This is a genomic window from Pseudomonas sp. GL-RE-29, assembly GCF_019947275.1.
Classification (GTDB): domain Bacteria; phylum Pseudomonadota; class Gammaproteobacteria; order Pseudomonadales; family Pseudomonadaceae; genus Aquipseudomonas; species Aquipseudomonas fluorescens_A.
Genome location: NZ_JAGYGD010000021.1, coordinates 19267 through 45557, shown reverse-complemented (window position 1 = coordinate 45557; position 26291 = coordinate 19267). Strand labels below are relative to the sequence as shown.

Below are 26291 nucleotides of genomic sequence, written 5' to 3'. Positions count from 1 at the left end.
CAGCCTTCGGCAGCTCCTACAGGGATTGGGTTTTGTCAGGTGTTTAGGCGTTGGGCCAACAGGGGCAAAAGCTGTTCGCAGGACATCTCGATCTTCATATCCAGAATGTCGTCTGCCCGCGTCTTGCCCAAGTTGATCGCCAGCAACGGCTTGCCCTGATCCACCACCGCCCGGCACAGGCGAAACGCCGAGTACGCCATCAGCGACGAGCCCACCACCAGCAATCCCGCCGCCTTTTCTACCGCCGCCATCGCCTTGGCGGCGGTTTCCTGGGCGACGTTCTCGCCAAAGAACACCACGTCCGGCTTCATCCGCTCGCCAGCGCAGTGCGGGCAGTGCGGCACCTGGAAGCGCGCTTCGAAGGCTGGGTCGAGCAGGGTGTCGCCGTCCGGAGCTTGCACCGCGTCTACGCCTGCCAGATATGGATTCTGGGTTTCCATCAGTCGCTGGATCGAATCGCGCTCGCTGCGCCGGCCGCAATCCAGGCACAGCACCCGATGCAGGCTGCCGTGCAGTTCGATCACGTCATGGCTGCCGGCCTGGTCGTGCAAGGTGTCGACGTTCTGGGTGATCAAGCCGCTGATCTGCCGGGTGCTTTGCAAACGGGCGAGGGTGTCGTGGGCCACATTCGGCTGCGCCTGGCGCACCCGCGGCCAACCGAGCATGGCCCGCGCCCAATAGCGCCGCCGGGACTCGGGAGCGGAGAGAAATTCCTGGTACATCATCGGCTGCCGGCCACGCCGTACGCCCTGATTGTCGCGATAGTCCGGAATGCCCGACGGGGTGCTGATCCCGGCACCGGTCAGGACCACGAACGGCTCGTCGGCCATGAGTTTTTGAAGCCGGTCGAGCTGATCGTGGATAAGGCTGTCGAGCATGTTCAACACTCCGCAGAATCTCGGGTGCAAGCAGCGTAGCACTGTTACGCACGCCCCCTGTAGGAGCTGCCGAAGGCTGCGATCTTTTGATCTTGTTTTTTAAAATCAAAATCAAAAGATCGCAGCCTTCGGCAGCTCCTACAGGTGATTATTTGCGTGCTTCGAGTATCAGGTTGAACGGCGTTTCCGTGGCCCGGCGGAAACTCGAGAAACCCGCCTCGGTAAACACTTTACGCAACCGCGCCTCGCCCGCCTGGGCGCCGAGACCGAGGCCGACCTCCTGGGACAGCGAATTGGGCGTGCAGATGAACGTTGAAGCTGCGTAGAACAGCCGTCCCACCGGGGTGATGTTGTCGTCGAGGGAGTCATTGGCGAACGGTTCCACCAGCAGCACCGTGCCGTCCGGTTTCAACGACTCATAGGCATGTTTGGCTGCGCCCACCGGATCGCCCATGTCGTGCAGGCAGTCGAAGTAGCAGACCAGGTCATAGTCGTTGCCGGGATAACTTTTGGCCGTGCCCTGAAAGAACCGGGCGCGGCTGCCCACGCCGCCTTCTTCGGCGCGTTGGGTGGCGACGGTGACGGACGGGGCGTGGTAGTCGAAGCCGACGAAGCGCGAGTCCGGAAACGCCTGGGCCATGATCACCGTCGAAGCACCGTGCCCGCAGCCAATGTCCGCCACTTTGGCCCCGGCCTCCAGTTTCGCCACCACGCCGTCGAGGGCCGGCAGCCATTCGGCGATCAAGTGCGCCTTGTAGCCGGGCCGGAAGAAACGCTCTGTGCCGCTGAACATGCACGGATGGTGATCGCCCCATGGCAGGGCGCCGTCGCCGCGCATGGCTTTGACCAGTTTGTCTTTGTCGTGGAAAAACGACGCGACCACCCCGACGCCCCCGGCGATGTAGACCGGAGAATCTTCGATGGCCAGGGCCAGGGCTTGTTCTTCGGGCAGGCGGAATTGGCCGTCGGTGTGTTCCATGTAGCCGGAAGCGGCGTGGGCGCTGAGCCATTCGCGCACCAGGCGGGGGTTGCAGCCGGTTTTGTCGGCGAGCGTTTCGGGGCTGACGGGTTGACTGTCGGCCATGGCCCGGTACAGCCCGAGCTCTTCGCCGAGGATGACGTTGGCGAGCATCGCCGCGCCGCCCATGTCATTCACCAGTTTGCCCATGAAATCGTTGAGTCTGGCCTCGTCCATCACGTGTGCTCCTTCAGAAAGGATCACGGTCCAGAGGCTTTGTTTGCCTGGGCATACGCCGCTGGGCGGTGGTCGTGGGAATGGGCAGGACATAGGGATGTCCTGTGTGGATTAAGTTTAGTTCGCTGGCCGAATGCCGCGTTTCCAGGCGACGAAGGTGCCCTGTGACTGGATTTTCCGGGTTCGACACGGAACCCTGTGGGAGCGGGCTTGCCCGCGATGAGGCCGGCAGATCCAGCACATTTGTTGTCTGACATACCGCTATCGCTGGCAAGCCAGCTCCCACAGGTTTTTGGTAAGCAGGACCTGCGCATGTATCCCACTGTATCTAACCCGCCTCTCGATACAGTCCCCCTCAATTCACGGCCACCCCCGAACACAGACCAGATACAAACCTGCGCTGAACTGTGAAGACCAATCGCTCCAGACACCGTAGGGGATAACAATGACAACGCTTGTGCCTCAACCCAATCTCAACACCACGCCGGTCAATCGCCTGCGGGTCGATCACTACACCAACGGCATCATCGGCCCGAGCCAGCCGATGCTTGGACCACTGGCTGACGGCGGCACCCTGATCACCGGGACACCGCCGGGTTGCTGGGGGCCGATGATCACGCCAGCCTTCGAAGGTGGCCATGAAGTGACGCAACCGGTGGCCGTCGCCGGCGCACAAATCGGCGATGCGGTGGCGATCAAGATCAAAAGCATGCGGGTGACCTCGCTGGCCACATCCTCCGGCGTGATGAAGTTTGTTGAAGGGCGCTACAACGGTGATCCGTTTGTTTCGAAATTCTGTTCCAAGTGCGGCACTGAGCATCCGGCCAGCCACGTCGAAGGCATCGGCGAAGATTCGATTCGCTGTAACAACTGTGGCGCCGAAGTCAGCGCGTTTCGCTTCAGCCATGGCTACGTGATTGTGTTCGACGCGCAGAATCAGGTCAGCCTGACGGTCAATCAGGACATCGCCAATCAACTGGCCGGCAACGCCTCGCAAATGTCGGCACTACCGGAGTTCGCCGCGCAGCATTCGATCCTGTCCCTGGCCCGCGCCGACATTCCGGGCGTCGCCGCGCACATGCGGCCGTTCCTCGGCAACATCGGCACCATGCCATCCCGCGATATACCGGACTCGCACAACTGCGCCGACTTCGGCCAGTACCTGATCAACGCCCCGCACCGTTTCGGCATGAGCCGCGAAGAGCTGCACGCGGCGAAGACCGATGGCCACATGGACACCAACTCGATCCGCGAAGGTTGCGTGTTGATCTGCCCGGTGAAAGTGCCGGGGGCCGGGGTGTACATGGGCGACATGCACGCCCAGCAAGGCAACGGTGAAATCGCCGGGCACGCGACCGATTGCTCCGGGGAAACCGAAGTGGTGGTCGAGGTGGTGAAAAACCTCACGCTGGACGGCCCGATCCTCCTGCAAAACCTTGATGACTTGCCACCGATGGCGCGACCAATGAATGCCGAGCAACGGGCCAAGGTCCGCGAACTGGGCGCACGTTGGGGCCAGCATGAGATCGAGCAGAGCGGGCCGATCACCTTCATCGGCAGCGGTGAAAATCTCAATCTGGCGGTAGAAAACGGCCTGAAACGCGCCGCTTCCGTCACCGGCCTGCCGTACGACGAAGTGCTCAACCGCGCCACCATCACCGGTTCCATCGACATCAGTCGCCTGCCGGGCACCGTGCGCGTGACGTTCCTGTGCCCGATGGACGTGCTGGATCGCATAGGCATTGGCCATCTGGTGCGCGAGAAATACGACCTGACGTAATCCTGTCCGGCGGGTTTGTATTTGAATGTGTACAGACCCGCTGGCGATACACGCTCTGCCGTTTTCTGTCAGTGCGCAACACAGTCTCGATACACCGTTTCGATTAACTGTGATTCCGTACTGACAACCCATGAGACCGACATCATGCAAACCCCCATCACATCCGCCAAGGCCAGCGCCGGGCTCGGCTTGCGTCGCGGTTTAATGAAGGACCTCCTGGCGGCTCCCGCCGGTCACTTCGACTTTCTAGAAGTCGCGCCGGAGAACTGGATCGGCATCGGCGGCGCCCATGGCGCGGCGCTGCGGGCCCTGGCCGAGCGCTATCCGTTGTCCTGTCACGGCTTGTCCCTGTCCCTGGGCGGGCCGTCGCCGCTGGACGTCGGGTTTCTGCAAGAAGTGCGTGTGTTCCTTGATCACTACAACGTGCCGCTGTACAGCGAGCACCTGAGTTACTGCAGCGATGACGGTCACCTCTACGACCTGTTGCCGTTGCCCTTTACCGAAGAGGCGGTGCATCACGTCGCCGCGCGTATCCGGCAGGCCCAGGATATTCTCGGTCGACGCCTGGCGGTGGAAAACGTCTCCTACTATGCCGCGCCGCAGCAGGACATGGACGAGGTGACGTTCACCAACGCCGTGCTGCGCGAAGCTGATTGCGATCTGTTGCTGGACGTCAACAACGTCTATGTCAACTCGATCAACCACGGTTTCGATCCGCAAACCTTTCTCGCAGGCATCGATTCGAACCGCGTGGTGGCCATGCACATTGCCGGGCATTTCGATGAATCCGACACCTTGAAAATCGATACCCACGGCGCGTCGGTCAAACCGGCGGTCTGGTCATTGCTGGCCGAAGCCTATGCCCGGTTCGGTGCGCAACCGACGCTGCTGGAGCGGGATTTCAACTTCCCGGCGTTCTCCGAACTGGTCGGCGAATTGCAGACGATTCGCCGCTTGCAATCCAAGGAGGTGAACCGTGGCTAAGCGCTCGCTGCATGAACAACAAAACAGCATGGGCCTGTACCTGCGCGACCCTGACCACTGCGCGCCACCGCCGGAAATGGACCCGGCGCGGGCACAGGTTTACCGCGACCTGGTGTTCGCCAACCTGTCATCGCTGATCAGCGGCACCTTTCCGGTGTTGGTGAAGATTCTGGGTGATCAACGCTGGCGTGAACTGGTGCGCATCTTTCTGCGCGACTACCGCGCCCACACGCCAAAATTCGGCGAGATCGCCGAGGAGTTTGTCGAGTTTCTCGCTTCTGAACCTGCAGCGCTGGCCGACGGATCGTGGCCGCCGTTCATGGTTGAACTGGCGCATTACGAGTGGGTGGAAATGGCCCTGCAACAGTCCGAGGCCGAGCCGTTGCCCCCTGGCGATGGCGCGTCGTTGCTGGATCTTCCGCTGCGGGTTTCACCATTGGCGTGGCCGTTGGCCTATGCCTGGCCGGTGCAATTGCTGGGGCGGGATTTTCAGCCCGATGTGGCCCCGGATCAGCCGACGTTGTTGCTGGTGCGTCGTGACCTGGATTTCAGTGTGAAATTTTCCGGATTGAGCCCGTTGGCGTTTCGGTTGTTGCTGCGCATCGATGAATTTCCCGGGCTGACCGGTCGAAGGCACTTGCAACCACTGGCCCAAGAGGCGGGGATGACCGGTTCAGCCGAGTTTCTCGATAACGGTTTGGCGCTATTGCGGCAGTTGCATGATCAAGGTGTGGTGGGTCACTTCACTGACTGACCCATCCTTGAACCATCCCGAATCTCCTGTAGGAGCAAGCTTGCTCGCGATGAGGGATTGCCAGTCGCCAGCGATGCAATCTGAGACACCGCTATCGCGAGCAAGCTTGCTCCTACAGAGGCGAGGTGTCGGTGGAATATGGGTACATCCGTCCCAATTGTCTCGCCTGTGAACCAGTCCTAACTATTTGAAAATTATTTGCTAAATCCCCGCAATAAACCTCAAGCCTGGCCGATATAACCACCAGGCGCAGACAAGTTGATTACAACAATGGCGCCGGCCTGAATGGGGGGGCGCCAATGCCTGCCTTTCGGAAAAACGGCATGGACGCTCGCCGCCACATCACCCGAGAGTCATCCTATGTCACTGCGCAATCTGAATATCGCGCCTCGCGCGTTCCTCGGTTTTTCCTTCATCGCCTTGCTGGTCATCGTGCTCGGTGTGTTCGCCGTAAACCGCATGACCGTCATCCGCGAAGCCTCCATCGACATGGAATCGACGCAACTGCCCAGCGTCGGTTTTCTCGGCAACATGACCGAAAACGTTCTGCGTATGCGCATCCTGTCGTTCCGGGTGCTGGTCAACCGTGAACCGGCGGCGTTGCAGGAAGCCCAGACGCGCATCGGCGTGCTGGTCGATAAGTTGCGCAGTGCGCAAGCCAGCTATGCCGCGCTGCCGGCCGGTGCCGAAGAGGCGCAACTGTACAAGACGTTCACCGCCACGCTGGACAGTTACATGCAAGCCCAGACTCAGATGATGGAGCTGTCGCGGCAGAACAAGCTTGATGAAATGCGCTCGCTGATCAACACGCGGATCAAGGACGGCACGGATCAGATGGGCGAGCAACTGAACAAACTGGTGGCCCTCAATACGGCCGATGCAAAGGGCGCTTCGGCGGTCGCGGGTGCCAACTACGACAGTGCAATTACCGGTATCGTCGCGGTCGCCGTGATCGCCGCGTTGCTCACCGTGCTGTTGGCCTGGCTGTTGACTCGCAGCATCGTCACGCCGTTGAACCGCGCCGTACTGGCAGCCCAGACCATTGCCGAAGGTAATCTGAGTAAAGTCATCGACGTCGATGGCAAAGACGAACCGGCGCGGTTGCTCGGCGCCTTGGCCACGATGCAGGCCAGCTTGCGCAAAACCATCGAACAGATCGCCGGCTCCGCCACACAACTGGGCACTGCCGCCGAAGAACTCAGCGCGGTGACTCAAGACGCGTCCCGTGGGTTGCAACAACAGAACAACGAAATCGAACAGGCCGCGACTGCCGTCAACGAAATGACCGCTGCTGTGGAAGAAGTGGCGCGCAATGCAGTATCGACCTCCGAAGCTTCGAACCAATCGACTCAGGCCGCCCGCGAAGGCCGGGACCGGGTGGTGGAAACCGTCGATGCGATCCAGACCATGACCCACGACGTGCACAACACCTCGTTGATGATTGAAGGTCTGGCGACCCAGGGACGTGACATCGGCAAGGTGCTGGACGTGATCCGTGCCATCGCCGAGCAAACCAACCTGTTGGCGCTGAACGCGGCCATCGAAGCGGCCCGTGCCGGTGAAGCCGGTCGTGGGTTTGCGGTGGTGGCGGACGAGGTTCGGGCGCTGGCCCATCGCACGGCGCAATCGACCCAGGAAATCGAGAAGATGGTCGCCGGCATTCAGAACGGCACCGGGGAAGCGGTGGCGTCGATGCAGCAAAGCAATCAACGCACCCAAAGCACCCTGGAACTGGCCCGCGCCGCCGGTGTGGCGCTGGAGCAGATCACCCAGTCGATCCATCTGATCAACGAGCGCAACCTGGTGATCGCCAGTGCCTCGGAGGAACAGGCGCAGGTGTCTCGCGAAGTCGACCGCAACCTGGTGAACATTCGCGATCTGGCCACGCAGTCCGCCGCGGGCGCTAACCAGACCAGCACCGCCACCCATGAGTTGTCGCGTCTGGCGGTGGATTTGAATGCGCTGGTGTCGCGGTTTGTCATCTAAATCGACCCGCTGATCTGTAGGGGCCAACGTGCCCCTTCAGGTATTAGCCGCGTAATTTGAGTTCGGCGCACAAGCCACCACCCTCGCGATTACTCAACGTCAACGATCCCCCGATCGCCAACGCCAGTTGCTGCGCGATTGCCAGGCCCAGACCGGTGCCGCCCGTGCTGCGGTTGCGTGAGTTTTCCACGCGGTAGAACGGCTCCATGACCTGGGCCAATTCGTCTTCGGCAATGCCTGGGCCACGGTCCATGACTTTCACCGAGACGCTGCCATCGACTTTCTTCTCGACCAGCAACTCGGCGGCACCGGCGAATTTCAGGGCGTTGTCCGTCAGGTTCACCAGCACCCGGCGCAAGGCGTGGGGGCGGGTGTCGATGACGGTGGCGCTTTTGCCGCTCAACTGAACTTCCTTGCCCACGTCCTGATAATCGAACACCAGGCTGTCGAGGAATGAGTCCAGGTCGGTGCGGCGACTTTCTTCGGTGGCACCGTGGACGCTGCGCGCATAAGCCACGCCCTCGCGCACCAGATGCTCCATCTCGCCGAGGTCGTTCCAGAGTTTGTCTTTCTCCACGCAATCATCCATGAACTCGGCGCGCAGTTTCATCCGGGTAATCGGTGTTTGCAGATCGTGGGAGATCGCCGCCAGCAATTGCATGCGTTCCTTCAGGTACGCGGCGATGCGCGCCTGCATGGCGTTGAACGCCTTGGCGGCGTGGGCGACTTCGGTCGGACCTTTTTCGTCCAGCAGCACCGGGTGCGTGTTGGGGTCGAGGGTATCGACGGCTTCGGCGAGGCGGGTCAGAGGACGGATGGCGATGCGCACCGCCAGCCAGGTGCAGGCGAGCATCAGCGCAAGTTGCCCCAGCAACATCATTGGCAACCAGGGTGACAACGGCACCATCGATGGTCGCACGTCGATGGTCAGCGGGCTGCCATCCGTGAGCTTCAGGTGCACCTGAAAGTGCTTCCTCGGCCCCGGGATGTCGGTGAAGGTCATCGGGTAATCCTTGCCGATGGCGTCCTTGATCGAGGTCATTGCGATGGGCGCTTCAGGCGTGTCCGTGTTCATCGGGTTGCCGTTGGCGCCTTCACTCAACAGATAGCCGTAGTTCTTGCGCTGCAACTGTTGCAGCCAGCCCGCACGTTCGTTGGCCGGCAAACGGTCGAGGATGGCAATGGAGGTCGAGACGTCGGTTTCCAGATTGCCGAGCATGGTGTTTTTCGCGCTTTCGTAACGCTCGTAGTACTGCGCACCGAAAGACAGTGCCTGGGCGAGGATCAGGCCGATCAGGAAAATCAGCGACAGTCGTGAAGCCAGGGTGCGAGGCCAACGCATCGAGAGGTTCATGCTGGCGCCCCGACGATCTCCACCGGCAAGGAAAACACATAGCCCTCGCTGCGCACGGTCTTGATGTAGGCGGGTTCGCGGGCATCGTCGAGCAAACGCTGGCGCAAGCGGCTCACCAGCAAGTCGATGGAGCGATCGAACAGATCGGCGTCGCGGCCCTGGGTCAGGTTGAGCAGCTGGTCGCGGTTGAGCACCCGTTGCGGGTGATCGAGGAACACCCGCAGCAAGCGATATTCCGCGCCGCTGAGGGCGACCATGGTGCCGTCGTCATCCAGCAGGTGCCGGGCCGAGGTGTCCAGCTGCCAGCGACCGAACGCCAACAGGCGGCTGCTTTCGGTGACCACCAGGTTCGGCGGAAGCATGCGCGTACGGCGCAGCACAGCGTTGATCCGCGCCAACAGTTCACGGGCGGCGAACGGCTTGACCAGGTAATCGTCGGCGCCCATTTCCAGGCCGATGATGCGATCGGTTTCATCGTTGCGGGCGGTGAGCATCAACACCGGGGTGGCCTTGTGTTTGCCGGAACGCAGTTCGCGGCAGAGCATCAGCCCATCGTCGCCCGGCATCATGATGTCCAGCACGATCAGGTCCACTGGCGTGGATTCAAGGAAGGTGCGCATCTGCCGCCCATCCGCCACGACCGTCGTGCGCAGGCCGTTCTTCTTCAGGTAGTTGCCCACCAGTTCGCGGATCTCGCGGTCATCGTCAACGATGAGAATGTGATCGACGTGTTCCATGGGCCTTGCCTCTATCAGTTGGGGGATGTCGCACAGTCTATCGAGCCTTTGCCGGCTCGCCCGCAGCCCTTTGTATTGCAGTGTATCTGGCTTGTCGGTGGATACACACAGACGCAAAAACGCCGATTTTCGGGGGTTTTGTATCCCTGTGTATCCCGGCAGGGCTCAGATACTTACCGATTTATCCGAGCCTGTTTCCGACACATGCGGGATACCTCGCAAGCTTTAAATAGGTTCCATCGAGGCAAGCCAAACCGCCTCTACCCATAAACGATTGAACCTATCGAAACCTTGAGGAAACCGCCATGAACACTAAAGCCATCTACGCCGCTTGCCTGTTTGCCGCACTGAACATCTGCACCTTGCCGGCCCGCGCCGAGGCTGATGTTACCCCGATGGACTACAGCTACGGCACGCACCTGGACATCAAGAAAGTCGTGTCGCTGAAACAGGATGCCTCGCCTTCCTGCGGCGTGGTGAATGCGCAGCTGACCTACCTGGATTCCCAGAGCAAAACCCAGGTCCTGGACTACCGCAAACTGGCTGATAACTGCAACTCGGACAACTGAGTCCAGCGATCACCTTTAACGCCACCCAACGAATCCAGGAAGAACATCATGAACAACGTCACCCGCTTTTTGACCGCTGCTGCGTTCTCCTTTGCCGGCGCCGCGGCCCATGCCAACGCCGCGGTAGAACAAAACGCCTGCGGCAGCAGCACCTGCTTTCAACTGACGCCGGTGGCGGAGAAGGGCGGTAGCGACTTCGTCGCCGAAAACGGTTCCAGCCGTACGACCCAGGGAAAATTGCTGGATGGTCAGACGGCTTGACTCTGCTCTGCAAACACCACCGATCCCCTGTAGGAGTGAGCCTGCTCGCGATGGCGGTCCTTCATTCAGAAATGATGTGACTGACACACCGCCATCGCGAGCAGGCTCGCTCCTACAGGGAATGTGTCGCCCTCAAAATTGTAATAGGTGATCCCCATGTTACTCATCGCTTTCCTGGGCGGCATATTGACCGTCCTCAGCCCCTGCATTCTGCCTGTCGTGCCGTTCCTGTTCGCCGGGGCCGACCGCACGCGCTCGTCGATCATGCTGACCTTAGGTGGCATGGTCCTGACGTTCGCCCTGATCTCCAGCCTGGCGGTGGTCAGCAGTGAATGGGTGATCGAAGCCAGCAACACCGGCCGCCACGTGGCGTTGATCGTGATGGTGCTGTTCGCCCTGTCGCTGATTTCCGCACGGGTTGGCGACTGGTTGGCGCGGCCGTTCGTGGCGTTGGGCAATCGCATCGACCCCAACAGCCGCAAAATGTCCGGCCCGCTCAGTTCGATCATGATCGGCGTCGCCACCGGCCTGCTCTGGGCACCCTGCGCCGGGCCGATCCTCGGGGTGATCCTCACCAGCGCCATGCTGCAAGGCGCGAACGCCGGGACCAGTCTGTTGCTGGTGGCCTACGGCCTGGGTAGCGCGTTGTCCCTGGGCACCTTGATCTTCGCCGGTCGTGGCCTGGTCAATCGCTTGAAACCGTCGATTCCGGTCACTGGCTGGTTGCGTCGCGGTGCCGGTGTGGCGGTGTTGGCCGGCGCGGCGGTGATTTCCACCGGCGCCAACGATGTGCTGCTGGCCAATACCTCGTCGGAAGGTGTCAGCAGCGTCGAGAAAGGCCTGCTGGAAACCGTGCCGAAAGTCGTCGATTACTTCGTCAGCAAGGTCAAGGCCGAGTCCATGGACAACGCCCAGGGCGCTATGCCTTCGCTGACCGGCGCGGTGGAATGGATCAACTCACCTGCGCTGACCAACGAATCGCTCAAGGGCAAAGTGGTGCTGGTGGATTTCTGGACCTTCGACTGCATCAACTGCAAGCACACCCTGCCGTACGTCAAGGATTGGGCGAAGAAGTACGAGAAGGATGGTCTGGTAGTGATCGGTGTGCATACCCCTGAATACGGGTTTGAACGCATCATCGATAACGTCAAGGACAAGGTGAAGGAATACGGCATCACCTACCCGGTAGCGATCGATAACAACTACGCGATCTGGCGCAACTTCGACAACCAGTACTGGCCGGCGCACTACATCATCGATGCGAAAGGGCAGGTGCGTTACACGCACTTTGGGGAAGGCAGCTATGAAACTCAGGAGAAGGTGATTCAGCAGTTGTTGGAGGAGGCCAAAGCGGCTGCTCCGGCGGTGTAGGAGCTGCCGAAGGCTGCGATCTTTTGAGGTATCAATGGCTCACCTCACCGTGGGCCATTGTGCGTTTCTCCTGACTGCGCCGCCACGCCGCTGGCGGTGCTCCGTACTCACGCCGAAAGGCCCGGCTGAACGCCGTGTCGGTCTGGTAACCCACCTCTTCGGCAATGCGCAGCAAGGAACTGTTACTGCTGCGTAACAGATTGGCCGCAAGCAGCATGCGCCATTGCGTCAGGTACTGCATCGGCGAAATCCCCACCAGTTGCTGAAAGCGTTCCGCCAGGACCGATCTTGAGGTACCGGCGGTACGCGCCAGCTCATCCAGGGTCCAGGTGTGACAGGGTTTTTTGTGCAGCGCATTGAGCGCGGCGCCGACGATTCGGTCGCTCACCCCCGCCAGCCAACCGGTGCGACCCTTGCCCTGTTCGTGCATGTACAAACGCAGCACTTCGATGAACAACACCTCGGCCAGTTTCGCCAATACGCCTTCGCCACCCGGCCTTGGCGAGCGCGCTTCGGCCAAGGCATAACGCACCGACGATTCAAGCCAGATTCCGGCATTCGAGCCGCGCACATTGACCCGCACCACCGCCGGCAATCCGGTCAGCAACATCCCCGCCAAACGCGTATCGCACGCCAGATAACCGCAGACCAGACGCGTCACCGCGCCGCCACCGCCATAGCTCAACTGCCGCGGCCGTCGCGCCAGGACCTCGTCCAGCCGCGCACCCTTGGCCGGCGGCAAACCTGGCTGCGAGCTCATGCGATGAGCATCACCTTGCGGGAAAATCACCACGTCGCCAGCGTTCAGCCGCAGCGGCGGATCGTCCCCCAGTTCGACGTAACACTCGCCCTCGGTGATCAAGTGGAAAATCACTACGCGTTCGGCGTTGGGCTCCAGGAATGGCGCTGCCGTGTCCGCACTCGGCGACTGGTAGCACCAGGGCGCGGTGAACCGGGCGTTGATAAAAATCGCACCGACCAGGCGGACGACGCGCAGGGTCTGTGACAAGGCGTCCATGGGCGTTTTCCCGTGCGGGGATGGTGGCTCAAGGGTTGATTGTGAGCCTGTCGCCGCAAAGCGTGAAAGCTCCGGACGATCGGGCAGTGTTGGCCGACGATCGGGCAGGACGCCAACCTTGCCCGGCGCGATAGTGGGCTCACAGGGTCTGCCGGCCCTGTCATCCATAACAAGAATGAGAGGTTGCCATGCCTAAGTTCGTCATAGAACGGGAAATACCAGGTGCTGGAACACTGTCAGAAAGGGATTTGAAAGCAGCATCGCAAAAGTCCTGCCGGGCCTTGCGCGAGTTGCCTGAGGTGCAATGGCTTCAAAGTTATGTCACCGGAGACAAACTGTACTGCGTGTACATCTCGCCAAGCGAAGAGCAGATCAGGGAACACGCCAGGCAGAGCGGTTTCCCGGCCAATCGCATTTCCCAGGTCATGAACATCATCGATCCGACCACGGCGGAGTAAGTCGCCGCCAGCGTTTGATCCGTGTTCCAACCCAGAGATTGTCCCCATGAGTACACCCATTGATCTGACTGCCCTGAAAAATCGCCAGATGGCCGCTTGGGCCAGCGGCGACTACGCCGTGATTGGTACCACTTTGCAGATTGTCGGCGAACAACTGGCCGAAGCCTGCGACCTGCTGTGCGATGAACTGGTGCTCGATGTGGCTGCCGGCAACGGCAACGCCACACTGGCCGCCGCCCGCCGTGGCTGTATCGTGCGCTCCACCGACTATGTCGCCTCACTGCTCGAACGCGGCGAGGATCGGGCCAAGGCGGAACGCCTGAGCGTCACGTTCCAGGTGGCCGACGCCGAAGCGCTGCCCTTTGAAGACGCGAGCTTCGATGTCGTGCTGTCGACCTTCGGCGTGATGTTCGCGCCGGACCAGCCCAAAGCCGCATCGGAATTGGCGCGGGTCTGCCGGCCTGGAGGCCGCATCGGCCTGGCGAACTGGACGCCGGAAGGCTTCGTCGGCCAGATGTTCAAGACCCTCGGCCGGCACCTGCCGCCACCGCCCGGCGCGCAACCACCCTCGCAGTGGGGCACTGAAGCCTGGCTGCACACGCACTTCGACGAGCGCAACTTCCTCGTCCAGGTGACGCGCCGGACCTTCAACTTCCGCTATCGCTCGGCGGCGCACTTCATCGACACCTTCCGTACCTGGTACGGCCCGGTCCACAAGGCCTTCGCGGCATTGCCGCCGGACGGCGCGCAGGCCCTGGAGGCCGACCTGACCGAACTGATCAACCGGTCGAACCGGGCAGGCGAAAAGTCGCTTGTAGTGCCGAGTGAATACCTGGAGGTGGTGATCACCCGACGTTAACGCAAACCCTGTAGGAGCTGCCGCAGGCTGCGATCTTTTGATCTTAAAAAATCAGGATCAAAAGATCGCAGCCTGCGGCAGCTCCTACAGGGGATTGTGGTGGTTTCTAGACGACGCTCGCGCCTCGGGCTTCCAGCAACTCGCGCAACACCGAGCGATGGCAATGCGCTTCTTCCTCGCAATAACAGCCAACGGCCAGCGAGGTTTGATGGGAGAGGGCGGCCAGCAGGTCGAGCAACTGGCCGGGGGCAGGCTGGTTCATTTCGGCCTTGAACTTGCGTTTGAACGCGTCCCAGGCCTTCTCGTCTTCAGCGGTCTGGGCTTCGTGCACCAACTCCGCACTCGGCGACAGCAATGGTTGCCAGACATCGTAGAAATCCCGACTGGCAAATTCGGCCTTGGGCACGCCACGAGGCGGGCGCCGCACCGTGCCCAGGCGCAGGCCTTCGCCGGGCAGGCGCGGAGAACCGAGGCGCACGATATGGATAGGCATGGCGTTACTTGAGCCGCGATCCGTCGAACCACTCCAGCGCCGTGCGCCAGAAGCAGATCCCCAGGAAATACGCCGACATCAGCAGCCATAGCCCCATCACCATCGGGTTGATCACCGGGTGGTTGATCACCAGCGACAGGCTGCACAGCAGCCAGATGGCCGTCACGGCGATGTTGATCGGCATGAAGCGACGCACGCGAAACGGGTGGAGGAATTTCATGCGAGTCAGGGTCAGCAGGGCCAGGCCTATTACGGTCAGGAAAGTGATCCAGGGTGACGGATCGATGATGTACAGGCACAGGGCAACCACGTTCCATGCCGCGGGGAAGCCCTGGAAGTAGTTGTCTTTGCTTTTCATATTGACGTTGCAGAAACAGAACAGCGACGACACCAGAATCAGCGACACCGTCAACAGCAGCGTGTAGTCCGGCAGCGGGATGTAGCGATAGATGAACAGCGCCGGAATGAACACGTAGGTCAGGTAGTCGATGACCAGGTCGAGGATCGAGCCGTCGAAGCTCGGCAATACCGACTGCACGTTGACCTTGCGCGCCAGTGCGCCGTCCAGGCCATCGACGATCAGGGCGACGCCGAGCCACAGCAGGCAGGTGGTCGGCTGGTTTTCCAGCAGGGCGAGGGTCGCGAGGAAAGCAGTGACCACGCCGGTGGCGGTAAAACCATGGGCTCCCCACGCTTTGAGCCTGGCGATGTGTAGAGTCGAAATCACGGGGGTGTTCTCCAGAAAGTGCAGCAAGCCAGTCAACGCCCTCATCTGGCGGGCGGCGGCAAACCGGTTGGGGTTGCAGGTATCGACCGGGTATCCGGGAATAAGGTTCACCACCCATGAATCTTAGCTGCGGCGCAAAAAAATACCCCGGATAAATCTGGGGTCACGTCAGCCAAACGGTGGTGGCACATTTACGGGCGAGGACTATTGTTGCCTGACTGGATCACTCCCTTCGATGAGGACGTCGTCATGAACACCAGCGATTTGCTCGAACAATTACTGCGCGGCAGCCAAGGCGCGATGCCGCGACAGGGCGGCAGCGCGGCGGGGCAAGGTGACCTCGGCGACCTGGGCGGATTGCTCGGTGGCTTGTTGGGCGGTGGTGGCGGCGGTGGCTCCAGCGCCGGGGCCGGTGGCCTGGGCGGGTTGGGTGGTTTGCTCGGCGGCCTGCTGGGTGGCGGCTCGCCGATGGGCGGTGCGCCGCAGAGCCGTTCCAGCGGCGGCACCAACTATGCCGCACTGGCTTCGCTGGGGATGATGGCATTCCAGGCCTATCAAGCCTGGCAACGCAGCCAGTCCGCGCAACAGCAACAGGCGCCGCAGCAGGCATTGAACACGGTGGACATGCTGGAAGGACCGGACGTCGAGGAACACAGCCATGCGATCCTGCGTGCATTAATAGCAGCGGCCAAGGCTGACGGGCGGATTGACGACGCCGAGAAAAAGATGATCGGCAAGGAAATCGGCCGTCATACCGACGACCCGGAGCTTCAGCAATGGCTTGATAACGAAGTGGCCAAGCCATTGAACCCCGTTGAAGTGGCGCAATCGGCTACGGATACCGCCATGGCGGCGGAAATGTACCTGGCCAGCGTGATGCTGGTGGACGATCAGCAGGATGCCGAGCGCAATTATCTGGATGAGTTGGCGGCGGCGTTGGGCATTGAACCGGATTTGCAGGTGCACCTGGAACAGCAGGTCAAGGGTACGGCCGCTTGAATATCGGGTTGGCCGTGAGGACGCCATCGCGGGCAAGCCCGCTCCCACAGGTAATCGAGGCGTATACCCCGATCCCTGTGGGAGCGGGCTTGCCCGCGATGAGGCCAGTACGTTCTGTATCAAGCGACGGTCAGAGCACCTTTGCGGTCAACCTGCCGAAGAGTCGACCGACTTCGGCACCAGAAACGTCACGCCAAACCGCGCGGCCACTTCATGAATGCGCGCTAGATCCTCGGGCACTTTGAACTGATCCATGGCCGCGAAGAACTGCCCGCCACGCGGATCGGAGACTACGCCGATGATTTTCGCCGTGGGGCTGACGTTCTTGTAGGCATGGATCGAACCGCCGGGGATGTGCACATAGCCGCCGGTCGACACCGTGGTGGAGCGGCCTTCCACCGTCACTTCGACCTCGCCATCAATCACATAGAATGCTTCGTCCCACGGGTGAAAGTGCGGGGGAGGCCCGCCGCCTTGCACGCCTTCCTGGATGTGCACCTCAAAGGGTTTACTGAGGTCCCCGCCAGCGAGAATGGTGATCGCCTCGCCAACGACATTGACCGGCGCGGGAATGTTCGCCGCGTCGATGACGTGAACCGTACGCATGATTGCTCTCCAGGGGTGAGTCAACACTGGCTGAGTATATTCACTTGAGTGCAGGCTATGTGCCGCCGGGCGCTCCGTCTGTCCGGGCAATTTCAACGCCGATGGAATTTTTGTCCCGGCGCCTCGCTCTGCTGAGGGAAGGACGTGTTGATTGCGCGTCCTGCCACTGGCCTCCGAGCGAGATATCCGCCAATGACAGCCCTGACCACACTTGCATCCAAGCCTACCCACGAACACTCGATGTCGCAGCCCGGCAGCATCCGCCAGATCTACGAGCAACTATTGCTTGAGGATGACGCAGAGCAACGGCGCTCGCTCGCCGAAACTTTCCTGCGTGCTCAGTTACAACAAGCCGAAGACCTGCCGAATGACCTACCGCGCGAACCCACAGCGCTACAAGATTGGGTCCGGGAACACTGCACCGACGTGGCCCGTCAGTACGCCGATTACCTGCAACAGCGCAAGGCCGGGGGACCGCGGCAGTACTTCAGCACTAAATCCCATGCGTTGTTTTTCCTGCAAGCCGTGGCCCCGACCAAACTGGTCGATGGCGCCTGGCTGTACGGGTTATTGCAGCATTGGCGCGACCCGCGTTTCGAAGGACTGATTTGCACCTATCTCGAAGAATTGGGCGATGGCAATCCGGCGCAAAATCACGTCGCGATCTACCGTCGGCTCCTCGCCGAACATGGCCTGCCGAACGGCGACCACCTCGACGACGAGCATTACCTGCAAGGCGCGTTGCAATTGGCCCTGGGTTACTGCGGCGATGAGTTTTTGCCGGAGGTGATCGGCTACAACCTTGGCTATGAACAACTGCCTTTGCATTTGCTGATTAGTGCCTACGAGCTCAGCGAATTGGGCATCGATCCTTATTACTTCACCCTGCACGTGACCATCGACAACGCCAGCACCGGCCATGCGCAAAAAGCCGTGCAAGCGGTGTTGCAGCTGTTGCCGATCACCGGCGATCAGGACGATTTCCTGCGCCGGGTAGCGCTGGGGTATCGCTTGAATGATCTGGGCCAGGGCAGCCGCGCGATCATCGAATCGTTCGAGCTGGAGCGCGAACTGCTCGCCATGCTCGAACGCAAACGCCCGTTCGGCCAGCACATGCATTCGGACTATTGCCGCTTTGAAGGCCAGACCGTCAATCAATGGCTGTCATCCCCGGAGCAACTGCCCGGATTCCTCGCGGCCATGGAAAACAAGGGCTGGATCAAGCGCCAGCAAAACCCGCAAGACAGCCGTTTCTGGCAGTTGATCGATGGCGACGGCGCGGCGATGTTCGGCGTGTTCAGCCCTTATGAAAAGCAGCTGTTGCATGACTGGATCGCCGGAGACTGGAAGCCCGAACGTTCAGCACCCTCGGTGCGACGCGGCGCCAGTGTGACGGTCGAGCCGGCAGTGCCGGACAACGACCCGGACGTCCAGGCGCTAAAGGCTGCGCTGAAGGGACTTGCCGCGCACGAGCAGATATCGGTGTTGATCCCTTGGCTCAGCGCCCATCGCCATGCACACCCCGCCGGGTTGATGGCGACGCGGCGGTTTATCGAGCTCAGATCCAGTATTGGCTAGGAAGCACAACAGCAATCAGGAAGAGCAGCCACGCGCTGCCGACCAGCAGGTGAGCCATGAGCAAGAATCTGGATGATTACAACCGCATGCGCGATTTTTCCGCGACCTCGGAACCGGCCGCCGTCAAACGTTCAAGCCGGAAAAACGCCAAGGATCACGCCTTGCAGTTCTGCATCCAGAAGCACGACGCCTCACGCCTGCATTACGATTTTCGCCTGGAACTTGATGGCGCACTAAAGAGCTGGGCGGTGCCCAAAGGCCCGTCGCTCGACCCCAAGGTCAAGCGTCTGGCGGTGCATGTCGAAGACCATCCGATTGACTACGCCACCTTTGAAGGCAGCATTCCGCAAGGGCATTACGGCGCGGGCGACGTGATTGTCTGGGATCGTGGCGTGTGGATCCCCCAGGAAGATCCGGCCAAAGCTTATGAAAAGGGTCGGCTCAAGTTCGAGCTGCAAGGCGAGAAGCTCGCAGGCCTTTGGAACCTGGTGCGCACGCACATGCCGGGCAAGCAGGAGCAATGGTTTCTGATCAAGCATCAGGACGGCGCGGCCCGGCCGGAAACCGATTACGACGTGGTAGCCGCCGAACCTGACAGTGTCCTGAGTGAGCGCACCATTGTGGCCAAGGCACCCAAAACGGCAAAACCCAAAGCCGTCAAGAAACCCGCCACCCCGGCGCGCAAGGCACAGTCCGCGCAATTGACCGGCGCCCACAAAGCCAAACTGCCGGATCAGATCAAGCCGGAACTGGCGACGCTGGTGGAAAAAGCCCCGGATGGCCAGTGGAGTTACGAGGTCAAGTTCGACGGCTATCGAATCATGGCGCGCATCGACCATGATGAGGTCAAACTCTTCACCCGCAACGGTCACGACTGGACCCACAAATTGCCCGGCCAGGCCAAGGCGCTGGCGAGCCTGGGTGTCGAGTCGGCCTGGCTGGACGGTGAAATGGTGGTCGCCGACGAGCACGGCGTACCGGATTTTCAAGCCCTGCAAAACGCCTTTGAGGCCAATCGTAGCGGCAACATTCTCTATTACCTGTTTGATTTGCCGTACCTCAATGGCGTCGACCTGCGCGAGGTGCCCGTCGAGGAACGCAGGGCGGCGCTGGCGACGCTGCTGAAAGCCAACAACGATGATCCGCTGTTGCGGTTCTCCGATGCTTTCAACGAAGACCCGGAAGCCTTGCTCAACAGCGCCTGCCAGATGCGCATGGAGGGGCTGATCGGCAAGCGTCTGGGTTCGGCTTATGTGTCGCGGCGCAGCAGTGACTGGATCAAACTCAAGTGCAAACACCGGCAAGAATTCGTCATCGTCGGCTACACCGATCCCAAGGGTTCGCGCAACGCCTTTGGAGCGTTGCTCCTGGGTCTGCATGACCGCGACAGCGGCGAGTTGCGTTACTCAGGCAAGGTCGGCACCGGGTTTACCGAGGCGACCCTCAACAGCATTCACGAACAACTCAAGCCGTTGCAGACCAAGAAACCGGCTGTGGTCAATCCACCCAGCGGTGCCGAATTCAAGGCTGTGCATTGGCTCAAACCCAAGCTGTTGGCGGAAGTGGCTTTTGCCGAAATGACCAAGGACGGTTCGGTACGTCACGCAGTGTTCCATGGCCTGCGTGACGACAAACCTGCCAAAGACATTACCGAGGAGCGTCCGACTGCCGTGAAAACTGCCCCCGCGAAAAAAGCCGCTGCCACCAAAGCGCCTGCCGCGAAGAAGAAGGCCGAACCTGCACCGTCGCAAATTGGCCTTGACCAGGGCAAGGTACGCATCACCCACCCGGACCGGGTCATCGACGCCAGCAGCGGCGCGACCAAAGTGCAACTGGCGGAGTATTACGCCAGCGTCGCCGAGTGGATTCTGCCGCAGCTCAAGGACCGCCCCGTAGCGCTGGTGCGTGCGCCGGATGGCATTGCCGGTGAACTGTTTTTCCAGAAGAACGCCGAACGCCTGGCGATCCCCGGCATCACCACCCTAGACCAGAAACTCACCGGCCAGCCGATGATGGTCATCAACAACGCCGAAGCCTTGATCGGCGCGGTGCAGATGAGCACCGTCGAGTTGCACACCTGGAATGCCACCTCGGACAACCTCGACAAGCCCGACCGCTTTGTCCTCGACCTCGACCCGGACCCGGCGCTGCCGTGGAAGCGCATGGTCGAGGCGACTCAGTTAACGCTCTCGGTGCTTGATGAACTTGGGCTCAAGGCATTCCTCAAGACCAGCGGCGGCAAGGGCATTCACCTGGTGGTGCCGCTGACCCGCAAGCTCGGTTGGGATGAGGTGAAGGATTTCAGCCACGCCATTGTCAGCCACATGGCGAAGCTGCTGCCGGAGCGCTTTTCAGCAGTGTCGGGACCGAAGAACCGGGTAGGGCGGATCTTCATCGATTACCTGCGCAACGGGCTGGGGGCGACCACCATTTGCGCCTACGCCGCGCGCACCCGCGAAGGGCTGCCGGTGTCGATGCCGATTTTTCGGGAAGAAGTGGAGGAGCTCAAGGGCGGCAACCAGTGGAACATTCATAACGCGCATGAACGTCTGGTTGAAGTGGGTGATGAACCGTGGGCAGACATGAAGAAAACCCGTCAGACAATCACAGCCGAGATGCGCCGGCGGGTCGGGATGAAAAAAAACTGACGATTCCAGTGATGAAACCTATTGTGGCGAGGGAGCTTGCTCCCGCTCGACTGCGAAGCAGTCGCTAAAACGGTGATTGCCAACCGAATTTTGGGGCTGCTGCGCAGCCCAGCGCGAGCAAGCTCGCTCGCCACAATGGCGTGTTGTTAGCCGACGATGTTATTTGTTGTTGATGAACGCCTGGAAGTCGCTACCCATTTTGTCGATTGCTGTCTTGAAGTCCTGGGCGGTGATTTTCTGTTTGTCATTTTCCAGCGTGGTGCCAAAGACCTTGCGCACGACCCTGCCTACGGACTGATTGTTTTTCGCGTCGATGAACTCGGCTTCGATAAACAGTTCGGTGTTTTCATCCCGGATACCGGTAACGGCGGACACACCACCCACGACCGCTGCGATAGGCACCACTTCATACCAGTGCATGCCTTCAGGCGAGGCACTTACCCCGGTGATGGCTGCACGCATGACGAGGAGTTTTGCGCCGGCCGGCGCGGCGTTCGAGCTGGATACGACCCGGTACTTCTGCCCCAACGTGGTCTTGGCCTTGTTAGTCATGTAGTTCTGAATGTCGTTCAGCGTCTGCTGGTTGACCCGCTCGTTGGGCTTGGGTGCCGGATACATTTCCAGCCGGGAGAAGGCCACAGTGTCATAGGCATTCGGGTTCCACGACGGGCTCACCCAGCGCATCGCCGTACCGCCGCTTGGCGTTTCAACTTCCTGCAGGTTGTTGTAGGTGGACAGGTAGCCGGAGTACTGCTCCTTCTCGGTGACTTTTGACGTACAACCACCGAGCAGAAGCCCGGCCATGGCGGTGCCGACGAGCAATTTACGGGTCAGGTTCATAGTGCTGTTTACTCCTTGGTTAAAGTCTTTTTTTTTTAGTAATCAGAAACGCCAGGTCATGTTCCCGGTCAGGGCCGAAATCCAGGCACTGTCGAACTGACCGGAAGTTCGAAAGCCCGACGTGGATTTGGTCTGGTCAACCGGCATATCACCAAGATAGACCATGGCCCAACTTACGTTGAGGTCGGTGTCCTTGTTCACAGCATAGGTGGCTCCTGTGGCAATGCGCCAGGATTCTGCCATCGGTACGGTGAGAGTGCGGTCGCTGTCCGAAACGGGACTGCTGTCGTAAGCCACGCCCACGTTCCACAAGAGTTGCGGGGTGGCCTGGTATTGCGCGCCGAGCGCCAGTTGCCAGGTGTCTTTGTATTTGGCGTCGATGGTGGTCGATCGAGCATCGAACGCTGTGGTGTCGACCTGCACACCGACCTCGCCGAACTCCGACCAGTCCTGCCAGTTGACCGAGGCCAGCAAGGCCCATTGCTGGTCCAATTGCTGGAACAGGCTCAGCGTGACGGTCTGTGGCACCGTCATGTCGAGTTGCGTGTTCAGGCCATTCAACCGGTCCAGTGCCGGGCCGTTGCCTTTGATGTCCAGCCCGTCTTCGAAATCCAGATCGACCTTGCTGGTGTAGGTCAGGCCGATGCGTGTTCCAGCTTGCGGGGCGTAGATTACTCCGACGTTCGCGCCAAACCCCCAATCCTCGTCCTCGTATTTGAACTGGCCGTCGCTGCGTTCGGTGAAGCCAAAGGGCGCGCGGTCGATGGCTGTCTGCGCCTGGAGCATGCCGTACATGGCTTTGACGCCGACGCCCACCGACCATTGCTCGTTGAAGCGGTAAGCCACACTCGGCACAAAAGACAAACCACCGAGGCTGGCGTTCTGTGCGAAGTAGCGTCCCGACCAATCGTTGTCGTAATTCACCGCCAGGCCGAAGTCGGCGTATTGGCCGAAGCCGATGCTCCAGTGATCATCCAGCTCATGAGTGATGAAGAAACTGCCGCCGGGAATCACATCGAGGGCATTGCCGCTGCCACTGCCCGGGACATTGGTGTCGCCGTCGCGATTGAATTCGAGGTTGCCGTAGAGCACCTGCAAGCCACCGGTGATTTGCGTGCCTGGCAAGTAGCTCATGCCCGCCGGGTTGCTGGCAATTGTAGAGGGACCTTGTGCTCGGGCGGCCGCACCGGCGTTGGCGAGACCGGCATTATCGGTGCCGATTTCGTAGAGCATGATGCCGCCGGCGTAGGCCTGCTGGCAGCACAGCGCAAGCAGGGTAAAGGCGGGCAGGGCGGAGGTTTTTATCTGCATGTTAATTCCCTACTGCGTCAATAAACGTCCGTCAGAGATACGGGTGGCCAGCATCGGCCACCCGTGATCTCGACGCCTTACTTGGCCATTTCTGCCCGAGCCGCAGCGATCTTGGCTTTGACCGAATCTAGGTTGAAGCTCGCGCCTTTTTGCATCGGCGGGAACTCGATCGCGGTTTCTGCCAGTTTGGTCACCTGTTGCTGGACGAACACGAAGCGCCAGAACTGGAACTTGAACCAGTCGAAATACTGCTGCGAACCTTGCGCGGCTTGATTCTCCGGCCAGCCCATACGTTCGAAGGGGTCGAGGCGCAGGTTGGTCAGGATCGGTACGTCGACCGCCACCTTGGCGCCCATCCACCCGCCTGGCTGGTCAATAAAGCGATATTTGTAGTCGCCGATTCGCACTGCGCCCAGCGCACTCTCACCAAAGTAGAAGATTTCATTACGGGTCGACGGACCTTTGCCGGTGATCATCGGCGTCTGGTCATAGCCGTCCAGGTGCACCTTGTAGGTACGGTCGCCCAGCTGCTTGCCCTTGAGCAATTCCTGAGTGATGTTCGGGTTACCGGCCGCCGCGACCAGGGTCGGGAACCAGTCCATGCCGGACATGATGCCGTTGGCAATCTGATTGGCCGGCACTTTACCCGGCCAACGAATGATCGCCGGAACCCGGAATCCACCTTCCATGATGGTGCCCTTGCCCATGGCAAACGGCGTGGTGCCGCCATCTGGCCAAGTGAAGTTTTCTGCACCATTGTCAGTGGTAAAAATGACAATGGTGTTGCCGTCCATACCGTCTTTTTTCAGCTTGGCCATGACGTCACCGACGATATCGTCGAGCTGCGCCATGCCGGCTTCCTGTTCCGACCAGCCGTTTTGCGCGTTGCGCATGGCTTCGTACTTGTCGGAAAGGTGCGTGACGATGTGCATGCGGGTCGGGTTGAGCCAGAGGAAGAATGGTTTGTTGTCCTGTTTGGCCTTGTCGACGAAGGCGAAGGCCTTGTCGCGAATCTCGTCGTCGACGGTTTTCATACGTTCCGGATACAGCGTGCCGGCGTCTTCGATTTTCTGTTTGCCGACCTTGCCCCAGCGCGGCATGACGGTCGTATCGTCCGTGGCGGTGGCCCAACTGTGAACCATGTTGCGCGGGCCAACGGTGGCGAGCAGTTCCTGCGGATAGTTGGGGTGCGCCGGGTCTTCCATGGCGTCGAGGTGATAGAGGTAACCGAAGAACTCGTCGAACCCATGCACGGTCGGCAGGAATTCGTTCAAGTCGCCCAAGTGATTCTTGCCGAACTGCCCTGTGGAATAGCCCATGGCCTTGAGGGCGGTGGCAATGGTGACCGCTTCGGCCGGAATACCGATGGGCGAGCCGGCCTGGCCAACAGTGGTCATGCCGGTCCGGATCGGCAGTTCGCCGGTAATGAAGTTGGCACGCCCGGCGGTGCAACTGGCCTCGGCGTAATAGTCGGTAAAGCGCATGCCTTCATTGGCAAGTTGATCGAGGTTGGGGGTGCGGCCGGCCATCATGCCCTGGTTGTAGACACCGATATTGGACCAGCCAATGTCGTCACCCATGATCACTACGATATTCGGTGGGGCATCGGCTGCCTGGGTGATGGAAGGCAGGACCACTGCTGGCAACAGCATTGATACCGCGAAAAGCCTGGAAAGCGTTGTCCGGTTCATATCGAGATCCTGTGCACTGTTGCTGGCGTTGTGAGAGCGGCCCCCCGGCCACTCGTGAAAATTGGATCCCCCCGCGAAGAGCGTAGGTAGCAATGTCGAAATATCCAGAAAATATTTGTGGCGTCGGCGTGTTTAGCGAGGCTTTGTACAAGTTTTTTTGAGATTGAATGGCAGCTGATATAAAACTGAGCTTTGCTGGTATCACCACAAAACCTTCGCTGGCAAACAGGTTGCGTGGTGGACGGTAGTCAATAGCCGTCCAAGATCGGGTTCTGCGGTGCATAGCACTGTTGGCAACGGGTGATACCTCGAGGGCGTCAATTCATGCGAAGCCTGCAACCGAAACAGTGTTGGTTGCCCTGTGCATTTTTTCTTTGGGTGGGCGCTGCTGATGCCGAAGATTCAGCTGAACTGGCCAAAAAAGCGCTCAACCCGGTTGCGGCCATGTACAGCCTTCCGGTTCAGTACAACTGGGACCAGAAAATGGGCATAACGGGGGAGGGCATGCACAGTGTCACCAACATCCAACCGGTGTTGCCATTTGAATTGAATGACGAATGGAATCTGATCTCGCGCACGATTTTGCCGGTCATCGACCAGCATGGACAGGCTCCGGACGGACTGGCGGACAAGACCGGCACGGGTGACGTGACCCAAAGCTTTTTCTTCTCGCCCAAGCATCCGACGCATAGCGGCTGGATCCTGGGGGCGGGGCCGGCACTTCTGATCCCCACTGGCAGCGACAGGTTGCTCAGCAGTCGCCAGTGGGGGCTCGGGCCGACAGGGGTGGCGCTGAAACAGTCGAACGGCTGGACTCGCGGCATTCTGGCCAATCACATCTGGAGCCTGAGTGGCGAGCAACCCAATGCACAGAAGGTCAATCAAACGTTCTTGCAGCCTTTTTTGTCATACACCACCCACACCTACACCACGTTTGGCGTGAACACTGAGTCGACTTACAACTGGCAGACCCGGGAATGGTCTGTACCGGTGAACCTGACAGTCACTCAGCTACTCAGGTTGGGCGGCCATCCGCTGACCATTCAGCTCGGGCCGCGTTATTGGGCCGACAGTCCAGAGGACGGCGCGCACGGCTGGGGATTTCGTGCAGCGATTACGTTTTTGTTTCCCCGATGATTGCACCACCACGCAACCCGAACCGCCCCATTTGCAGGTCTCTGCGGAGAACAAAGG

24 protein-coding genes are annotated in these 26291 nt (G+C 60.3%); 13 read left to right on the top strand and 11 right to left on the bottom strand.

All coding sequences use genetic code 11. From position 1 onward, the window contains the following. Positions 1-35: 35 nt before the first annotated feature. The gene (locus KGB21_RS18110) at positions 36-878 is read right to left on the bottom strand and encodes an NAD-dependent protein deacetylase (RefSeq protein ID WP_223506132.1); all 843 of its coding nucleotides are present in this window, start codon (positions 876-878) and stop codon (positions 36-38) included. Positions 879-1026: 148 nt separating this feature from the next. Next, positions 1027-2073 carry a class I SAM-dependent methyltransferase gene (locus tag KGB21_RS18105; RefSeq protein ID WP_223506130.1) on the bottom strand — a complete coding sequence of 349 codons (1047 nt, stop codon included), beginning with the start codon at positions 2071-2073 and terminating at the stop codon, positions 1027-1029. Between the two features lie 445 nt (positions 2074-2518). Here KGB21_RS18105 and KGB21_RS18100 point away from each other — a divergent pair, with 445 nt between their 5' ends. The 4 genes from KGB21_RS18100 to KGB21_RS18085 all read left to right on the top strand — a co-directional run bounded on the left by KGB21_RS18100 (position 2519) and on the right by KGB21_RS18085 (position 7577). Next, on the top strand, positions 2519-3853 hold the full coding sequence (locus tag KGB21_RS18100; RefSeq protein WP_223506128.1) for an acetamidase/formamidase family protein: 1335 nt from the start codon (positions 2519-2521) through the stop codon (positions 3851-3853). A gap of 144 nt (positions 3854-3997) precedes the next feature. After that, positions 3998-4837, top strand: coding sequence for a DUF692 domain-containing protein (locus KGB21_RS18095; protein WP_223506126.1), 840 nt, complete (start codon positions 3998-4000; stop codon positions 4835-4837). Next, positions 4830-5591: a DUF2063 domain-containing protein gene (locus KGB21_RS18090; protein WP_223506124.1), complete on the top strand. Its 762-nt coding sequence runs from the start codon at positions 4830-4832 to the stop codon at positions 5589-5591. Before KGB21_RS18095 ends, KGB21_RS18090 begins: the two co-directional genes overlap by 8 nt. 360 nt (positions 5592-5951) lie before the next feature. Next, positions 5952-7577 (top strand): methyl-accepting chemotaxis protein, encoded by a 1626-nt coding sequence (locus KGB21_RS18085; RefSeq protein ID WP_223506122.1) that lies wholly within the window; start codon positions 5952-5954, stop codon positions 7575-7577. A gap of 43 nt (positions 7578-7620) precedes the next feature. Here the strand turns inward: KGB21_RS18085 and KGB21_RS18080 are convergent, their stop codons facing one another. Both KGB21_RS18080 and KGB21_RS18075 read right to left on the bottom strand, forming a co-directional pair. Then, positions 7621-8931 carry an ATP-binding protein gene (locus KGB21_RS18080; protein ID WP_223506120.1) on the bottom strand — a complete coding sequence of 437 codons (1311 nt, stop codon included), beginning with the start codon at positions 8929-8931 and terminating at the stop codon, positions 7621-7623. Continuing rightward, positions 8928-9668: a response regulator gene (locus KGB21_RS18075; RefSeq protein WP_034150327.1), complete on the bottom strand. Its 741-nt coding sequence runs from the start codon at positions 9666-9668 to the stop codon at positions 8928-8930. The genes KGB21_RS18080 and KGB21_RS18075 overlap by 4 nt, the downstream gene beginning before the upstream one ends. Positions 9669-9973: 305 nt before the next feature. Between KGB21_RS18075 and KGB21_RS18070 the strand changes: the two genes are divergently transcribed. From KGB21_RS18070 to KGB21_RS18060, 3 genes are all read left to right on the top strand, one after another. Beyond that, the gene (locus KGB21_RS18070) at positions 9974-10237 is read left to right on the top strand and encodes a DUF2790 domain-containing protein (protein ID WP_223506118.1); all 264 of its coding nucleotides are present in this window, start codon (positions 9974-9976) and stop codon (positions 10235-10237) included. Between the two features lie 48 nt (positions 10238-10285). Beyond that, on the top strand, positions 10286-10498 hold the full coding sequence (locus KGB21_RS18065; RefSeq protein WP_034150325.1) for a hypothetical protein: 213 nt from the start codon (positions 10286-10288) through the stop codon (positions 10496-10498). A gap of 156 nt (positions 10499-10654) precedes the next feature. After that, positions 10655-11869, top strand: coding sequence for a cytochrome c biogenesis protein DipZ (locus KGB21_RS18060; RefSeq protein ID WP_223506116.1), 1215 nt, complete (start codon positions 10655-10657; stop codon positions 11867-11869). Between the two features lie 31 nt (positions 11870-11900). Here the strand turns inward: KGB21_RS18060 and KGB21_RS18055 are convergent, their stop codons facing one another. Next, positions 11901-12887 (bottom strand): AraC family transcriptional regulator, encoded by a 987-nt coding sequence (locus KGB21_RS18055; protein WP_034150323.1) that lies wholly within the window; start codon positions 12885-12887, stop codon positions 11901-11903. Positions 12888-13075: 188 nt separating this feature from the next. Between KGB21_RS18055 and KGB21_RS18050 the strand changes: the two genes are divergently transcribed. Next, positions 13076-13345, top strand: coding sequence for a DUF4242 domain-containing protein (locus tag KGB21_RS18050; RefSeq protein ID WP_223506114.1), 270 nt, complete (start codon positions 13076-13078; stop codon positions 13343-13345). Between the two features lie 46 nt (positions 13346-13391). Next, positions 13392-14204 carry a class I SAM-dependent methyltransferase gene (locus KGB21_RS18045; RefSeq protein ID WP_034150321.1) on the top strand — a complete coding sequence of 271 codons (813 nt, stop codon included), beginning with the start codon at positions 13392-13394 and terminating at the stop codon, positions 14202-14204. A gap of 106 nt (positions 14205-14310) precedes the next feature. Here KGB21_RS18045 and KGB21_RS18040 read toward each other — a convergent pair whose 3' ends face one another. Together KGB21_RS18040 and pcsA are read right to left on the bottom strand one after the other, a co-directional pair. After that, positions 14311-14697 (bottom strand): DUF488 domain-containing protein, encoded by a 387-nt coding sequence (locus KGB21_RS18040; protein ID WP_223506112.1) that lies wholly within the window; start codon positions 14695-14697, stop codon positions 14311-14313. A 4-nt stretch (positions 14698-14701) separates the two neighbouring features. Beyond that, the gene (gene pcsA, locus KGB21_RS18035; RefSeq protein ID WP_034150376.1) at positions 14702-15424 is read right to left on the bottom strand and encodes a phosphatidylcholine synthase; all 723 of its coding nucleotides are present in this window, start codon (positions 15422-15424) and stop codon (positions 14702-14704) included. 249 nt (positions 15425-15673) lie between these two features. On the opposite strand from pcsA, the gene KGB21_RS18030 reads away from it, so the two are divergent. Continuing rightward, positions 15674-16423: a tellurite resistance TerB family protein gene (locus KGB21_RS18030; RefSeq protein WP_223506110.1), complete on the top strand. Its 750-nt coding sequence runs from the start codon at positions 15674-15676 to the stop codon at positions 16421-16423. Positions 16424-16570: 147 nt separating this feature from the next. Here the strand turns inward: KGB21_RS18030 and KGB21_RS18025 are convergent, their stop codons facing one another. Beyond that, positions 16571-17029, bottom strand: coding sequence for a cupin domain-containing protein (locus KGB21_RS18025; protein ID WP_223506108.1), 459 nt, complete (start codon positions 17027-17029; stop codon positions 16571-16573). A 192-nt stretch (positions 17030-17221) separates the two neighbouring features. Here KGB21_RS18025 and KGB21_RS18020 point away from each other — a divergent pair, with 192 nt between their 5' ends. Continuing rightward, entirely contained in the window at positions 17222-18607 is a 1386-nt protein-coding gene (locus KGB21_RS18020; RefSeq protein ID WP_223506106.1) for an iron-containing redox enzyme family protein, read from the top strand. A 56-nt stretch (positions 18608-18663) separates the two neighbouring features. Beyond that, complete coding sequence (gene ligD / locus KGB21_RS18015; RefSeq protein ID WP_223506105.1) at positions 18664-21255, top strand: DNA ligase D; 2592 nt, start codon at positions 18664-18666, stop codon at positions 21253-21255. Positions 21256-21414: 159 nt separating this feature from the next. On the opposite strand, the gene KGB21_RS18010 is transcribed toward ligD, so the two are convergent. The 3 genes from KGB21_RS18010 to KGB21_RS18000 all read right to left on the bottom strand — a co-directional run bounded on the left by KGB21_RS18010 (position 21415) and on the right by KGB21_RS18000 (position 25097). After that, positions 21415-22095 (bottom strand): DUF3313 domain-containing protein, encoded by a 681-nt coding sequence (locus KGB21_RS18010; protein ID WP_034150315.1) that lies wholly within the window; start codon positions 22093-22095, stop codon positions 21415-21417. 42 nt (positions 22096-22137) lie between these two features. Then, positions 22138-23406: an OmpP1/FadL family transporter gene (locus KGB21_RS18005; protein WP_034150314.1), complete on the bottom strand. Its 1269-nt coding sequence runs from the start codon at positions 23404-23406 to the stop codon at positions 22138-22140. Between the two features lie 77 nt (positions 23407-23483). Then, the gene (locus tag KGB21_RS18000) at positions 23484-25097 is read right to left on the bottom strand and encodes an arylsulfatase (RefSeq protein ID WP_223506103.1); all 1614 of its coding nucleotides are present in this window, start codon (positions 25095-25097) and stop codon (positions 23484-23486) included. 324 nt (positions 25098-25421) lie between these two features. Here KGB21_RS18000 and KGB21_RS17995 point away from each other — a divergent pair, with 324 nt between their 5' ends. Beyond that, the gene (locus tag KGB21_RS17995) at positions 25422-26234 is read left to right on the top strand and encodes a transporter (protein ID WP_223506101.1); all 813 of its coding nucleotides are present in this window, start codon (positions 25422-25424) and stop codon (positions 26232-26234) included. Positions 26235-26291: the final 57 nt, after the last annotated feature.

Coding starts and splice junctions, on each gene's coding strand:
- KGB21_RS18110 (WP_223506132.1), bottom strand. CDS start 878: ATGCTCGACAGCCTTATCCACGATCAGCTCGACCGGCTTCAAAAACTC.
- KGB21_RS18105 (WP_223506130.1), bottom strand. CDS start 2,073: ATGGACGAGGCCAGACTCAACGATTTCATGGGCAAACTGGTGAATGAC.
- KGB21_RS18100 (WP_223506128.1), top strand. CDS start 2,519: ATGACAACGCTTGTGCCTCAACCCAATCTCAACACCACGCCGGTCAAT.
- KGB21_RS18095 (WP_223506126.1), top strand. CDS start 3,998: ATGCAAACCCCCATCACATCCGCCAAGGCCAGCGCCGGGCTCGGCTTG.
- KGB21_RS18085 (WP_223506122.1), top strand. CDS start 5,952: ATGTCACTGCGCAATCTGAATATCGCGCCTCGCGCGTTCCTCGGTTTT.
- KGB21_RS18080 (WP_223506120.1), bottom strand. CDS start 8,931: ATGAACCTCTCGATGCGTTGGCCTCGCACCCTGGCTTCACGACTGTCG.
- KGB21_RS18075 (WP_034150327.1), bottom strand. CDS start 9,668: ATGGAACACGTCGATCACATTCTCATCGTTGACGATGACCGCGAGATC.
- KGB21_RS18070 (WP_223506118.1), top strand. CDS start 9,974: ATGAACACTAAAGCCATCTACGCCGCTTGCCTGTTTGCCGCACTGAAC.
- KGB21_RS18065 (WP_034150325.1), top strand. CDS start 10,286: ATGAACAACGTCACCCGCTTTTTGACCGCTGCTGCGTTCTCCTTTGCC.
- KGB21_RS18060 (WP_223506116.1), top strand. CDS start 10,655: ATGTTACTCATCGCTTTCCTGGGCGGCATATTGACCGTCCTCAGCCCC.
- KGB21_RS18055 (WP_034150323.1), bottom strand. CDS start 12,887: ATGGACGCCTTGTCACAGACCCTGCGCGTCGTCCGCCTGGTCGGTGCG.
- KGB21_RS18050 (WP_223506114.1), top strand. CDS start 13,076: ATGCCTAAGTTCGTCATAGAACGGGAAATACCAGGTGCTGGAACACTG.
- KGB21_RS18045 (WP_034150321.1), top strand. CDS start 13,392: ATGAGTACACCCATTGATCTGACTGCCCTGAAAAATCGCCAGATGGCC.
- KGB21_RS18040 (WP_223506112.1), bottom strand. CDS start 14,697: ATGCCTATCCATATCGTGCGCCTCGGTTCTCCGCGCCTGCCCGGCGAA.
- KGB21_RS18030 (WP_223506110.1), top strand. CDS start 15,674: ATGAACACCAGCGATTTGCTCGAACAATTACTGCGCGGCAGCCAAGGC.
- KGB21_RS18025 (WP_223506108.1), bottom strand. CDS start 17,029: ATGCGTACGGTTCACGTCATCGACGCGGCGAACATTCCCGCGCCGGTC.
- KGB21_RS18020 (WP_223506106.1), top strand. CDS start 17,222: ATGACAGCCCTGACCACACTTGCATCCAAGCCTACCCACGAACACTCG.
- ligD (WP_223506105.1), top strand. CDS start 18,664: ATGAGCAAGAATCTGGATGATTACAACCGCATGCGCGATTTTTCCGCG.
- KGB21_RS18010 (WP_034150315.1), bottom strand. CDS start 22,095: ATGAACCTGACCCGTAAATTGCTCGTCGGCACCGCCATGGCCGGGCTT.
- KGB21_RS18005 (WP_034150314.1), bottom strand. CDS start 23,406: ATGCAGATAAAAACCTCCGCCCTGCCCGCCTTTACCCTGCTTGCGCTG.
- KGB21_RS18000 (WP_223506103.1), bottom strand. CDS start 25,097: ATGAACCGGACAACGCTTTCCAGGCTTTTCGCGGTATCAATGCTGTTG.
- KGB21_RS17995 (WP_223506101.1), top strand. CDS start 25,422: ATGCGAAGCCTGCAACCGAAACAGTGTTGGTTGCCCTGTGCATTTTTT.